This is a genomic window from Parapedobacter pyrenivorans, from assembly GCF_014636865.1.
GTDB lineage: Bacteria > Bacteroidota > Bacteroidia > Sphingobacteriales > Sphingobacteriaceae > Parapedobacter > Parapedobacter pyrenivorans.
Genome location: NZ_BMER01000006.1, coordinates 343547 through 357359 on the forward strand (window position 1 = coordinate 343547; position 13813 = coordinate 357359).

Below are 13813 nucleotides of genomic sequence, written 5' to 3' on the forward strand. Positions count from 1 at the left end.
TAACGAGCATGGACATTGGCATACTTGCTTAATAAATTTAGGTTTGCTAGAGTTGATACATTATTTGCTTGACTGTAAAAAACGCCATTCCATTTTTCGAAAAACTAAAATGTTATCGTTAGCCCGCCATCAACTGTAACGACCGAACCCGTCATATAAGACGCATCCGGTCCTGCTAAGAAGTAAGCCACGCCAGCCACCTCTTCAGGGCGCCCGGGGCGTTTCAATGGCAAGTGATCATATTTGATATAATTATCACGAAACCATTCGGTCTCCAACTCGTTCTGCCCGTTATCATCCACAGACATCGGCGTGTCAATAAAACCCGGCGCAATCGTGTTGGCCAGGATATTTTCAGGTGCCAGCTCCAAGGCCAGTGACCGTGTAAACTGTGTAATGGCGGCTTTTGCCATTCCGTAAGCCGAACTTCCTTTCTCGACCCGATTGTTGTGGATGGAAGTAATATGGATGATACGCCCACCATGTTTCATCAAGGGCACCAAACTTCGACAGCTTTTTACCGTGCCGTATAACATCACCTGTAGTGCATTATCCCAATCCACAAAATTGGACTCCAATAAGTCCATATGCGCCGACACGCCGATGCTGTTAACAAGTACATCAAATTTATTATACTTATCTGCAATATGTGTTACAAAACTTTTCAGGTGTTTTTCGTTCCTAATATCCAATTGAATGGCCTCGTGCCCGCCCCCTATCAATCCACCATACGCTATATCTAATTTGGATTGATCGGAAGAGGCTATAATGACCAACCAACCTTCTTTTGCAAACCGTTCGGCGATGGCCTTTCCGATACCGGATGAACCACCCAAAACCACTACTTTTTTTCTTGACATATCGCTTATTAATAGGTCGCTCGACCACCTGAAATATCATAAACAAACCCCGTGGAAAAACTGTTCTCTGGCGAAACAATGAAAGCGGCCATAGCAGCTACCTCCGCCACGGTACCTAGTCGCCCCATAGGAATTTTGCTCGTCATATAAGCTAGCTGTTCCGGGGCTGTATCTTCATTCATCGCTGTCTTTATAACGGCGGGAGCCAACCCATTGACAGTTATTCCCTTTTCGGCGAATTCCTTGCCCAGCCCTTTTACCAAGCCGATCACACCTGCCTTCGTCGCCGAGTAGCCCGCCATGAACGGATTTCCTTCTTTGCCCGCTATGGAGGCGATGAGCAACATGCGACCGTACCCTTTTACTGCCATCGCCTGCAGACCGTACTTTGCGATCAAAAATGCACCCCGTAAATTCACTTGATACACACGATCAAAATCTGCCAAGGTATAATCCAGTATGGACGTGCTGGTAGGCCCTACGATACCAGCCGAATTAATGACTACGTCAATTTTTCCGAATTTTTCTTCAGCGGCTTTGTAGCCTGATTTCACCGCCTGTTCATCAGCTATGTCTACACAACGCCCCAGTACAGCAATACCCCGGCTTTCGAGTACTCGGACGGTCGCTGTCAGCTTCTTTTCATTGACATCAAACAAGACAATCCTAGCTCCCTCTGAAGCCAGCCGAAGCGCGACAGCTTTGCCCAACCCTTCCGCACCGCCGGATATTACCGCGACCTGATTTTCGAATCTTTTATTATCCATTTTATATAGCTGGTGTTTGGTATATCAATGATCCGCCGATACGAATCTCAGCGTCTACCACATAGTCCTTCAGTGCTTCTAGTTGTACGTCAACTCCTAAACCCGGGGCATCAGGCACGACAATCTGTCCATTCTCATCCGGAAGGATTTTATTCGTGGTGATATCCAGCGCCAGTTGTTTGGGCTCCACGGGATACTCGCAGATCACGTCCTCCTTCACGCCGGCGTAAGGTTGGAGGGAAGCACTGAGTGCCAGATGGGATGTAAACGTGTGGTTCACATACGTAATCCCTTTGGCCGCCGCGTCGTCAGCCACCCGCTTTGCGGGGGTGATACCGCCGATGCGGCCCGTATCGATCTGGATAAAACCGAGTTCCGCATAATCCAACATGGCGGCCGCTTGCACATAGTTATTGCATCCTTCGCCTGCCGCCAGCCGTACCCGCGGTTCGCTCTTCGCCAGTTTGCTATAGGGCCCCAGTGCCATATTCGTAAAGGGTTCTTCCAGCCAGTAGGCATTCACATCTTTCAACGCGGCTAACCGCTCGCGTGCCACCGCCACATCTTCGCCCCACACGGTACCCAGGTCAATCATCAGGTACGCGTCCGCGCCCAGCCCCTCACGCGCCGCCCGGAAATGGGCAGCGTCGACTGCGGCGCTATCCCGCCCGATCGGCCCCCAGCCGAATTTGACTGCCCGATAACCCGACGCCCGCGATTGCACCGCCTTTTCGTAGGTCAGCTCCGGGGTATCCCCAAACAGCTGCGATGCATACGGGGTTTTCGGATACGCGCGTTTATACCCTAACAATCGATATACCGGTTCTCCCAATTTTTTTCCGAGCAGATCCCATAACGCAATGTCAATTCCCGACAACGTATGGTCGGCCTGCAACAAGTCAAAGCTGTGCGCGTGAACCTTCTGCCCAATTTTCCGGATGTCTTCCGGCTCGTTCAGGGGCATCCCTTCCACGCCATAGCTCACCGGCTTACAGGCGCTATGCGACATCGGACATACATAAGCGGCAATCGTTGGCAACGGCGCCGCTTCGCATTCGCCCCAGCCTTCCAGGCCCCCGGCCCGCACGCGTACTAATGTTGCATCCTGGCTACCATCTCCGATATCCAGTACCTCTGGCATCCGTAAGTAAAAAAAGTCTACTGATTCTATCTTCATATTGCTGTTTATTTTTGTGTTTCGATTGCTATCCATTCCCGCCGGCGTAAATCGTCACCACGGTATCGATTGATTCCCCCGGCTCCAACACCGAACATTGCCCCCGGTCAGCCGCTTCGTTCACCTGCACAGGCATCGCAGATGCCGGTTCCAGTATCGCGGTATAATGATCCCGAAATTGACCGTAAGAAGCAAAGTACCACTGATAGGGGAAAACCCGCTGGTCATAAAGGTAAGAAAAGCGGCATTTCCCATTTTCCGACAGTAACGCCATCTCCCCAGCTGGCGAATCATATAGGTAGAAAAAATCCATGGTGCCATTTTTCTCCGGCACCACCGATGCGTCTACTCCCGCAATGACCGGCCATTTGAACTCGCCGGGATCGCCGAAGCGTGACGCCGCCAGGTTCACCACCTTCGCTTGGCGTGCCGGAGTAACGAGCCGATCGCCCGGGGCAATCCGTAGCGCGGCATGTAGCTTCCACAAGAACCGGCGGCGTTCGCCCGACTCGTTGATGATGTGGTACGTCAACTTAATTTTCGCGGTCCCTGTCTCCAAACACACCGTTTTTCGATAATGCAATCCACTTAGTGGCAGCACCCCATACACCGAGACCGCATTTTCAGATACCGCGTGCTCCAGACGGCACGTCCAGAGTTCGCCGTGATCGGGATAGGCCGTGCCATCGATTTCCTCTGGGAGATCGTTAGGGAGTAACTCATCGATGCCCCCCAAAAAGTGGCTATCGTAATCATCCCCCGGGCGGTTTTCCTGCAGGTCGAGCTTTTCGTTATGCCACAAAAACTCCTTTTTATATTCCTTATTGAATACGCTGCTGATTTTTCCGCCCAATGCCGGGATGACATCCACGCGCAAGTGGTCGTTCTCCATGCAGATGATATCCAATCCTTGCTCCATACGCGGGGTGATCAGCGTCTTACGCATGGTATTCGTGGATTAATGTCCCTAATTCCGTAGCCAGCAAATTATCCTGCGGATAGCTGAACCCCAAGTGCTGCCGGTAGCCCTCCGCATACCGTTGGCCGATCAGCTTGCCGTTACGTTCCGAAAACGACTTCATCAACAAAACGAACTCATCCACTTTCGATATCGAGCGCAGCCAATCCCGTTGGCTATGATGGCAGCAAAGCATCGTCTCCTTCGTTGCCATTACGTCCGTAATGTCTACCATGGTGTCTCCAACGATCTCCCGGCCGACCCGATCTTTCCCATGCACCGCATCCGCATAGTAGAGATGTGGCACCTGTCGAAGAAGCGGCAAACCGGGCGTCACGATATTGGGAATGGTCGCCGCCATGCATGCCGTCTGTATAAGGTGGCTGGTGATTTCGTGATCTAGCATATAGTCGTCTGGACTAGCTGTAATTACCAGCGTTGGCTGTACCTCCCGGAACAACGCAATGACCTTCAGCAAAGTCGGTTTGTCGTATAAAATAAAGATATCCTCCGATTCCAGGCAATGGTAATTCCCGCCAATGACCGCAGCAGCCGCGGCCGCTTCCTTGCGCCGGACCGCACTGATCGCTTCGGCATCGAGTTGGGTAGAACCCGCTTGCCCCGGCGTCATCGTAGCTATCGTTACCTGCCAACCTCTCGCGGCCAACAGTGCCAACAATCCCCCACTCAAAATCTCCGCATCGTCGGGATGCGCCATCAGGCAGAGTACTGTATTTTTATTCGTCATCTTTTAATCAACTAATTACCACCAAAGGATGTAAAGCACCAGATAAATAAGGGCTAAAATGCCCCACCAGAGCCATACCGATTGCCACCACAGCCGGCGCGGCTCATTTTCGGGAAGCCGCAACAGCTTGGGCGTCCATGTGAGGTTACTGATTTCGGCAACGGCACGCGGCCGAGTATACCAGCTTACACCCACCATAATGGCCACACAGAAAATCTGGGTAATCCCACCGATTACATAAAAATTATCCAAGCCATAAGTGGCTATGGCCGTTTCAGGAAACAACGCGGGGATCAGCACCAACTGGATCAGCGCACCGAGGGGTATCCCTACGGTCAAAACCGTAAGGGATGCCGCCGGTGTAGCCCGTTTCCAAAACATGCCGGCCAAAAAACAGGTAGCCACAGGCACCGCCAAATACGTAGATAGCGACTGGAAATAAATGAAAATCCCGCCCATGTTGCTAATCACCGGCGCATAGAGCACGCTGAATGCCATCAGCCCGAAGGTACACCACATCCCTACGCGCACCAACTGCTTATCGCTGGCTTGCCGGTTGATCCATTTCTTGTACACATCGTACGTAAACAAGGTGGAAATCGAATTCAGGAAAGCCGAAATGGTCGACATGATCGCTGCCAATATACCCACCAATATGAGCCCTTGCATCCCCTTGGGAATAAGGTTGGCAATCAACATCGGGTATACGTTATCCACTTGATCCGGCGTAACCGCAAATTCCGGATATCCCGTATTCGCAAGCGCTCTGGCGATCATCCCCGGAAATATTTCCAGGAACGGCCGTAACAGCACAAATGCCAATGCAAATACGACGGCCATGCGCACATCCCATTCCGTTTTCGCCCCGAAGCCACGCTGCACCAGCGTTTGGTTAATGCAGGAGTAGAACAATTGGAGGTTAAATAGCGAAAACAGCACGGCGTGCCAAGGCATAATCGGTGTATCCATGGGCTGCATCAGGTGAAAACCACCCGCTGCATGGTCCACGATGTCTTGCCATCCATTTTCCAGCTTCACATACCCCAAGTAAAACAGGATGCCACCGGCCACGAACATCAACGCGAATTGAAATACGGAAGCGTTGATCATCGAAGACATGCCGCCGAATATGGTAAAGACACCCGACACCAGACCCAACACCAATATGCCCTGCCAGAGCGGTATATCATAGATTACCTCAAACAGTTTCGCGCCGCCATACAATACGACCGCCAAACTCAGAAACACGTAGCTGAGCAGCAATAGTACCCCAAACACGTTCTGGCTGCGCTTATCGAACCGTTCACCGAGGTATTGCGGCATGGTCACGATGTTATTGCGGCGGTAAAGCGGAAAAAACACGAAAATCAACGCCGTATAGACAAAAATCGCAATCAAATACGAGTTCACCAGCGGCAAGCCCACGAGGTAGCCCATGCCGTTCATTCCGATGAGCTGCTCCGAGTTGAGCCCCGTGGCCACGTAGGCCGCACCTATCGCCCACCACGGCAGCAACCCCTTCGAGGTAAAATATTGCGCTGCATCGTCTTTCTTGCCGCGGCTAGACCAAACACCGATGACGATGATGATGGTAAAGTAACCGACAATGGTGAGGATGTCTAAGGTGCTTGCGGACATATATTAAAACGTTAACCTGACCGTTGCTTTACCTGTAAAATCACTCACAATGACGCTTTCTGTTTTTTCGTCGTACGTACCCCCCGTTACCTGTACCGGCGTTTTATGTGCCGGATGCGGCAGCCTAACGCGTACGGTCTCGGGTTTCCGATCTCCCGTGCTTTCAACGGTCGCCTCGATGTACCCTTCTTCTACGTGTGATTTCGCTTCGACACGCAGCGGTCCGAAGTAGCTCCATACGCCATCCATTAAAAGCTCTTCGCCATCGGCCATCCAAGCCCGGGGTATGGTCTTAAATATGTCCAACGCATTCCCGTCTTCCATATAGAGCATCCATCGGGTTTCCATCAGGAACCAACCCTCTTCATGGGTTTTATGAGGGGATAATTTGTATAGATGCTCCCAAAAGGTGTAGGTCTCCCGGTCGGCCAATGCCGCGAAGGTACTGTAATACGTTTCTAAGAACGGTTTGGTCATGCCCAGCTTCGCCTGCACCCAGTTGTGGCGGCTGTAGTAAGGCTGACTAAATGCGGCATTACCTTGGTAAAACAGTTCGCTATTGTAATCCAGCAGCATCTTGGCCGCTGGCTCATCCGCATCCAGCACTTCGCAAAACACCAGGTAGAGAGGGCCAAGCATCGCATCCGACACAGAAACTGTACCGTGGGACCAAAACGCTTCCGGTTTCATATAGAGTGCACGAAGTCCGACGGCCTCCGTCCATGGTGGTGCCGTGGGGCACCATGTGCCATCGCCCAGCGGCACGACGGGCGATAGCGCCATCACATTAAAGAAAGACTCGCGGATATCCGCCTTCCATGCTGCCGCTTCCTTGCCGATCCGATCAGCATCCGCGTGACCGATGGCCGCTAGCACCTCCGCGACGCGGCTCATACCGATATATGCATATCCGTTAAGCATAAATTGGTGGAAATGATCTTCCGGATCGGCGACCTTCCCCGAGATCATCCCATAGCCCCGACCGGCCAGCTCGTCCTTCTTATTCTGGTTGCGCCACTCGATAAGGTAGTCCGCCGATTTCAACAGCTTCGGTGACGCTTGCCGTGCCCATTCCGTATCGTTGGTATACCTGAAATATTCACCCATGGTCCACAGTGCAGCGCCTGTCTCAACCATGTAACCACCGAAATTCTGGATGAACCCATCTTCATGCTGCTTATCCAAAAAATAGGTCAGCGAGCGCTTGGCTACGTCCTGCCAGCCCATCGAGTTGTAAAATTGGATAATCGGCGAACTCTCCGTGCCGATGGGTGAATATACTCCGATGTTCGGTGCCAAGGTCTCGTTGGGGTCGTTACCGAATGTAATCAGGTCGAGATGCAGTAAACCGGCCTTGATCATTTCTTCGATCCGCTTTTCGGGCAGCTTGATGGTTGCCGCTTGCGCGAGTTTATCTTGCCAGAACTTTTTAGTTTCGGTATACCGTTGATCAAACGACTGGCCGGCCAGCGCCGTAGCCCGCTCCTTGTCGATGGGGCTATGCGGGACATAAAATTCAAACACCACCTTTTCGCCCGGTGCTACAAGGACAGCAATCTCCTCATTCTGTAGGGGCTGGCCGTTCAAACGGGAAATGCTGAATACCCGTCCGGATGCGTAGGTGGAAAAGCCCGTCTCCGCGTCGAACGTGTAGTCTTTCTTATGGTGCCAACCCGTGCCGGGCCGCGGCGCCTTAAACCAGGCGTATCGTGGCACGGTGCCGGTATTGACCGCTTCCGACCGGAAATACAACACGGTTTCTTCCGCCGGGTTGAGCACTTCTTCCTGTCTCTCCGCGAGCAATTGCTTCTGGCCCTCCGTAAACATATGTCCGCCGCTATGGCTATCGGCTACCAAAAAGTCGGTACCGAATTGCGACCCAAGCGAGAGGGCCGATTTCTCAAAACCGACAAATGTAGTCGAATGATATTGAATGTCGTCATCGGTCAATGTACTATGCAATAGGGGCAGCGATCCCTGTTCCAAGCGGCGCGAAATATTGTCTTGCACACCGACACCACGTCCCACGGTGTACAGGTAATTAACTGCCTGGTCTCCGGTTTCGGGCAACGTTACCGCCGAAACCGACCTTCGTGGCGAAATGATATTGGCCTCCCCTGGCGATAAATCCGACAGTGCTTCCGTGATCTGAAAAATCCGGAAATCACGGCTGGTACCCAACCATGTCGGTACGGACATATCCCGCGTCCGATTTTCCACGGAAGCGAAAGACGTCTCCTCCGGTGCGTCGGTAAGCTGTTGGATTTTGGTCTTTGATTTTCTAGATAAAACCGCTTGTTCGACGGCATCGTAAGACCGTGGATCATCGGCTTTCAATACAACCACACCGAACTCGGGTATGTAAATGGGGTACTCCGATGTGACATCGCGCAGGAAGAATGAGAACGACCCGGTCAGTGCCCCCAGCGTGACCACCGTTGAATAGCTACCCGTTTTTGTATTGGCGCCGTCTAGCAATAAGCGTACCCGCCCGCGGCCCTCGGAAGAGAACCGGAAGGTGCTGTCACTTGTCCTTCCCTTTCCGACAGCGATTTCAAGGCCCGCAAGCCGACCATGCGTTACACCGATGCTCCCTGACTCAGGAACCTGTTTCCACTCCAGAATAACTTCGTCAACTTTTTGGGCGAAAGCGCCCACACTAACCGCTAAGAAAAAAGTCAGAAAAATAAGCTTCATGTCAATCATAATTTGGATTTTGAGTTAATTTCGAGTTAGCATCCCTAGCCGACTGCGGGATGGGATAGACATAGTTCTTCTCCGGATGGAATACTTTTGCGCCGCCGCCGGCATTTACGTATTTATAAACCCACTGCCCATTTTCCCTGACGATGGATACCGCATGCATATGGCCGTTCAACAAGTCTTCGGCGGTCTTCCAGCGGATAATATCATACCACCGCTTGTCTTCAGAAGCCAGTTCAACCCGGCGCTCGCGGTGGATAACCGCCCGCATTTGCGCTTGAGTTAAACCGCTTTCCACAGCCGGTAGACCAACCCGCTCGCGGACCTGGTTTATTGCGTCATATACCGACCCATCGGGCCCATTCGCTTCATTTTGTGCTTCGGCATAACCAAGGAGGACGTCTGCATATCTAAAAATAATATAGTTCGCGCCATTCTCCAGGTTGTTGAGATTCGCATATTTAGGGTCTATGGCTTTCTTCCAATAGTAACCGGTGTTCGTGGCTTCGTTATTATCACTCAAATCGGTCTGATTTTTACTTCCAACGCCTTGTCTCATAATAATTTCATCGTCCAGCCATTCCGCACCATCATAAATGATATCGTCATAAAATCGTTGTTCCCGTCCAACGTACGGTTGCTGCGGGTCAAAGCCAGACAAAGGATCATCGATCGGCAAACCATTCGCCATCACATAGTCATCGACCAACTCCTGCGTGGGGTTCGACCCTGCAAATGCCCTTGCTGTGCCATTCACAAAGGTTGGTGCATAGTTCGATGCCCGCATATTAGCCATCGACGTACCGCCCAAATGCACCCGATCAAATATAACTTCATTATTGCTGTTATTCTCTTCAAAAAATAACGTCCTATAGTCGGAAAACAATCCATAAACCCCCAATTCCATCACGTCTTTGTACGAATCGGCTGCCTTTTGCCATTTCGCGTTGTCGTTCGCCGTATTGTAGAGCGGGCTGGCTTGAAAGAGTTCACACCATGCTTTGAGCGTTAAGGCCGCCCCGCGGGTAGCCCTTCCCGTTACGGCGGTTAATGGCAAACCCGGTTCAATAGTAGCACATTCACTCGTGATGAAATCAATTGTTTCATCAAAAGTGTTCCTGGCCCGAAAGATTTCGTCGCCTTGTTCGTACCGGTCGAGCACATCCGTAATAATGGGTACACCGCCATGGTGCAGGGCCAACAAGGAATAAAAATACGCACGTAAAAACCGTACTTCTGCCAACCGGAGTCCTTTCCAATCATCGGGCAATGTCGATTCGGTGACTTTTTCAATAAACAGGTTGCACTTACGGATTTCATTATAATACCCCCATTGGCTTGGGCCATTGCTCGGCGTATAACTCGAATTTCCATACACCGAAGCACTGTATCTCCCCGCAATGCCGTTGATTGCATTATCTGAAAAATTCTCCAAGGGGTCACCGCTGCCCGCGTAACTTGGCACGGCCGCATAAATATTGTTCAGGAACAGATCTGCGTTTTCAGTTGTTTCCCATAAGGTATTATCATTTACCTGATCTTTTGGTACGACGTCAAGCGATTCGTCACAGGCGCCGAAAAACGCGATCACCACGAGTAATATCCAAATCGACGCAGGGTTGGTTAGACTTATAGATTTCATCACAAAAAAATAAAGTTAATACACAATCGTTATTCCTAAAGAAACTACTTTCTGCTGTGGGTATGACCAAGCACTATTCGCGTTATACGAATTGTTAGGGCCAATTTCCGGGTCATAAAGCAGGTCGGTCCATGTGAGCAGATTTTGACCGGCAGCATAGACCCGGGCATGCTGTAGACCGATGCGGGAGGCCAATGACGTTGGCAATGTATAAGACAACGTAATCGTTTTTAAGCGCAGATAAGCTGCATTTCCTACCCAGAATGAAGACCTTACCGAGTTGTTCGTCGTCGGTGAAGTTGTTAACCGTGGATTTTTGGCATTGGGATTCTCGGGGGTCCAATAATCCAAGTTGTGTTTGTAGGGCTTCATGCCATTCCAAAAGGGCATTATAGCGGATGCGTCATAGTACCAGTCGGTCTTCGCAGCACCTTGGAACAGTGCGTCGATGGTAAAACCTTTGAAGCTCACCGAAGGAGAGATGCCGTATAACATCAGCGGTGCTCCATTTGGATGACCTATAGGTACGATGTCGCTTTCATCGATCTTCCCATTTCCGTCCGTATCGGCGTAGCGAATGTCTCCCGGCTGCACGGCTCCCCACGGTTGCACGGCAATACCGGGGTTCAGATTACCATCCGCATCAAAATCATCCAGTTGGAAATAGCCCAGTGCCTCATAACCGAACTGTGTCCCTAGTGAACGGCCCGTCACCCGTCTATTTGGATTATTATACGTTACGTCGGTCTCGAACACTTGCAAAAGCTTATTCTTTGCATAGGTGAAATTTCCTCCAAGCGATACCGTGAGGTCGTCAGAAAAGGAGTGCCGGGTACGAAGTGCGAGCTCGATCCCTCGATTGCTCATAATGCCGGCATTTTCCTGGCTCAGCCCGATGCCGTATTCGGTGGGTATGATCACATTCGGGTTCAACAACATGTTGGACCGCTTTTCAAAGAAATAGTCCGCTTCCAGCTCAACCCTGCCGTTCCATAGCCCCAGCTCCAATCCGACATCTAACTTTTTAGCCCGCTCCCAGGTAATGTTGGGGTTGGCCTCCGCACGTTCGAAAACGCCTTGCACCGCTGTACCCCCAAAACCGTAGGCCGCGCCAATTACGCCGTATGAACTTAGGTACTGGAAGGGACTGCCGGCTAACGCGCCCACCTCTCCATACGAGCCCCGTAGCTTCAGGTTGGTTAACCATTCAAACCGGTCTTTAAGGAAATTTTCCTCGGAGATCCTCCAGCCCAGGGAAAATGCAGGGAAGAAGCCAAACCGGTTCCCCGGCGCGAAGTAGTAACTGCCGTCGTAACGCCCGCTCGCTTCCACCAGGTACTTATCGGCATACCCGTAAGTCAACCGATATACCAATCCAAGCTGTTTCGCCATGCTGGATGTTCCTGCTACATCGTTATCAACGGGGTTTGGACTGCCCATGTCCACCTCGTCTATGGTGAGGTTGTAATTCCGTGCAAATATGTCCGTTCCGCGGCTATCATTTGACTTTGATTCGAACGCTACCAACGCAGTGAGATCGTTGAGCGAAAATGATTTCGCATAATTGAGGCTTGCTTGATAAGTAAACTGCTGGTATTTCCTGAAGCTCTCGACCAGCAACGGCTTCGGGTTACCGAAAATAGCATCGGTAATGACGTACGGCCGTTGGGTTGTGTCGATGTTGGCGACGTGCATCGGTGTTTTCCATAATTTCGAATCCGCAAAATCAGGGTCGTAGGCAAATGTACCTTTAAACGATAACCCATCGATGAACGGGATTTTCTGGTCGATGGTTAGCTGATTGAACTGCGTCGTATTTTTTACCTTTTCATAGCCGGTACCAAAAATTGCCGATGATACATAGCTTCCAAACATGCCGTTGCTGTAGAAAAGTGGCCCGTACCCTACCTGTGCGAAACCTGCCAGTTCGAAGATCCGCCCCGTCCGCCCAGATCCACCCAAATTCTGGTCGGAAGGTGGGTAGCGTCTGTTATTCGCACGGCCAATGATACTGGCTGTCACCGTTGTGAGCGGGCTCGCATCGATTTCCAGGTTTACAGCCCAATTAAACCGGTTGGTCGTCGTTGTCTCCCACATACCCTCCTGCTCTTGGTACCCAAAGCTCCCGTAATAACGAATGGACTCACTGCCACCCGAAAGCTCGACATTATGATTGGTCAGCAACGCGTTCTTTGAAACGATGTGGTTCCATACATCGTGGTTTGGATAGGCGTCGGGATCAGACCCGTCTTTAAACTTCTGCAAGGCGTAGTCTGAATAGGGTTCAGGTAAGCCTGCGTTTTTAGCAGCCGCGTTTTTTAAAGAAGCTTCGTCATACGATGACAAGTATGCTGGCAGGACCGTTGGATTCTGGAAGCCTACATAGCCGTTATACGTTAATGTTGGTTTCCCTTGCGTTCCTCTTTTGGTCGTCACCAAAATTACGCCGTTGGCGCCCGCCACCCCGAAAGGCGCTACTGCAGCCGCGTCTTTTAGGATGGTAAATGTTTCGATGTTATTCGGATCCAATTGCGTGAAATCCCTGGGAATACCATCAACTACCAACAAGGGTTGGCTATTCCCTGTAGACGAAATCCCGCGTATGAAAATATTTGACCCATCCCGTCCGGGTTCACCTGACCCTTGTTTCACAATAACGCCTGCTACACGGCCACCCAACGTGTTGCTCAGGTTCGCAACGGGCACCGCGTCAATTGCATCGCCCTTTAACGTGGAAACAGCGGCGGTTACCGATGTTTTCTTTTGTACACCATAACCAACAACAACGACCTCTTCGAGATCTTGCAATATTGGAGTTAGGTTGATATGCAAGGGCTGGCTATTTGTCACTTCCAATTGAGTTTCGCGGTGTCCTATTGACGAAAAAACCAAGGTTGCGGGTATTACAACACGAATGGAGAATTCACCGGACTGACCTGTCTTTGTGGAAGCGGTACTTCCACGTATTTCAATCGTTACGCCTTCAACTACTTCATTAGTCAGGGAATCCGTCACCAGACCCCTAATCGTAATCTCCTGCTGTGCGAATACTGGAAAACTTAAAATGAAACTTAACAGCATCAAAAGCAGGCAGGTAATCGGTCTATTGTTTTGCTTTTTCATAATTTCTCATACTATTTTTGGTTAATTTCTACGAAGCCCAAAAGATTTGCATTACCATAATTGGATAAAGCAAAAGTATACGGTATTCCCGCACCGTGACACTACCTCATTTGCTATTGCCGGTACAATATTTACATATACGTGGAAAATGGGGGTAAATTTGTAAATCTTAGTTTTTATAGCTAATTATGTATGCT

General features: G+C 50.7%; 9 protein-coding genes. All 9 read right to left on the reverse strand.

The window, feature by feature from the left end; genetic code table 11:
- Window positions 1–104: 104 nt before the first annotated feature.
- The 9 genes from IEV98_RS22650 to IEV98_RS22690 are packed head-to-tail and all read right to left on the reverse strand — an operon-like array spanning window position 105 to window position 13616.
- Window positions 105–860: an SDR family NAD(P)-dependent oxidoreductase gene (locus tag IEV98_RS22650; RefSeq protein WP_188508325.1), complete on the reverse strand. Its 756-nt coding sequence runs from the start codon at window positions 858–860 to the stop codon at window positions 105–107.
- 8 nt (window positions 861–868) lie between these two features.
- On the reverse strand, window positions 869–1627 hold the full coding sequence (locus IEV98_RS22655; protein WP_188508326.1) for an SDR family NAD(P)-dependent oxidoreductase: 759 nt from the start codon (window positions 1625–1627) through the stop codon (window positions 869–871).
- Window position 1628: 1 nt separating this feature from the next.
- A complete protein-coding gene (locus IEV98_RS22660; protein ID WP_188508327.1) occupies window positions 1629–2804 on the reverse strand; it encodes a mandelate racemase/muconate lactonizing enzyme family protein in 1176 nt (391 codons plus the stop codon).
- A gap of 28 nt (window positions 2805–2832) precedes the next feature.
- Window positions 2833–3750 (reverse strand): DUF5107 domain-containing protein, encoded by a 918-nt coding sequence (locus IEV98_RS22665; RefSeq protein WP_188508328.1) that lies wholly within the window; start codon window positions 3748–3750, stop codon window positions 2833–2835.
- Window positions 3743–4510 (reverse strand): PIG-L deacetylase family protein, encoded by a 768-nt coding sequence (locus IEV98_RS22670; protein WP_188508329.1) that lies wholly within the window; start codon window positions 4508–4510, stop codon window positions 3743–3745. The genes IEV98_RS22665 and IEV98_RS22670 overlap by 8 nt, the downstream gene beginning before the upstream one ends.
- Before the next feature lie 15 nt (window positions 4511–4525).
- Window positions 4526–6148 (reverse strand): SLC5 family protein, encoded by a 1623-nt coding sequence (locus IEV98_RS22675; protein WP_188508330.1) that lies wholly within the window; start codon window positions 6146–6148, stop codon window positions 4526–4528.
- 3 nt (window positions 6149–6151) lie between these two features.
- The gene (locus IEV98_RS22680; RefSeq protein ID WP_188508331.1) at window positions 6152–8845 is read right to left on the reverse strand and encodes a glucosidase family protein; all 2694 of its coding nucleotides are present in this window, start codon (window positions 8843–8845) and stop codon (window positions 6152–6154) included.
- A 1-nt stretch (window position 8846) separates the two neighbouring features.
- Complete coding sequence (locus tag IEV98_RS22685; protein WP_188508332.1) at window positions 8847–10493, reverse strand: RagB/SusD family nutrient uptake outer membrane protein; 1647 nt, start codon at window positions 10491–10493, stop codon at window positions 8847–8849.
- A 15-nt stretch (window positions 10494–10508) separates the two neighbouring features.
- Entirely contained in the window at window positions 10509–13616 is a 3108-nt protein-coding gene (locus IEV98_RS22690; protein WP_188508333.1) for a SusC/RagA family TonB-linked outer membrane protein, read from the reverse strand.
- Window positions 13617–13813 lie beyond the last annotated feature (197 nt).

Bases quoted from the DNA above. Each gene is read 5' to 3' on its own strand.
- IEV98_RS22650 (WP_188508325.1), bottom strand. From the start codon at position 860: ATGTCAAGAAAAAAAGTAGTGGTTTTGGGTGGTTCATCCGGTATCGGA.
- IEV98_RS22655 (WP_188508326.1), bottom strand. From the start codon at position 1,627: ATGGATAATAAAAGATTCGAAAATCAGGTCGCGGTAATATCCGGCGGT.
- IEV98_RS22660 (WP_188508327.1), bottom strand. From the start codon at position 2,804: ATGAAGATAGAATCAGTAGACTTTTTTTACTTACGGATGCCAGAGGTA.
- IEV98_RS22665 (WP_188508328.1), bottom strand. From the start codon at position 3,750: ATGCGTAAGACGCTGATCACCCCGCGTATGGAGCAAGGATTGGATATC.
- IEV98_RS22670 (WP_188508329.1), bottom strand. From the start codon at position 4,510: ATGACGAATAAAAATACAGTACTCTGCCTGATGGCGCATCCCGACGAT.
- IEV98_RS22675 (WP_188508330.1), bottom strand. From the start codon at position 6,148: ATGTCCGCAAGCACCTTAGACATCCTCACCATTGTCGGTTACTTTACC.
- IEV98_RS22680 (WP_188508331.1), bottom strand. From the start codon at position 8,845: ATGAAGCTTATTTTTCTGACTTTTTTCTTAGCGGTTAGTGTGGGCGCT.
- IEV98_RS22685 (WP_188508332.1), bottom strand. From the start codon at position 10,493: ATGAAATCTATAAGTCTAACCAACCCTGCGTCGATTTGGATATTACTC.
- IEV98_RS22690 (WP_188508333.1), bottom strand. From the start codon at position 13,616: ATGAAAAAGCAAAACAATAGACCGATTACCTGCCTGCTTTTGATGCTG.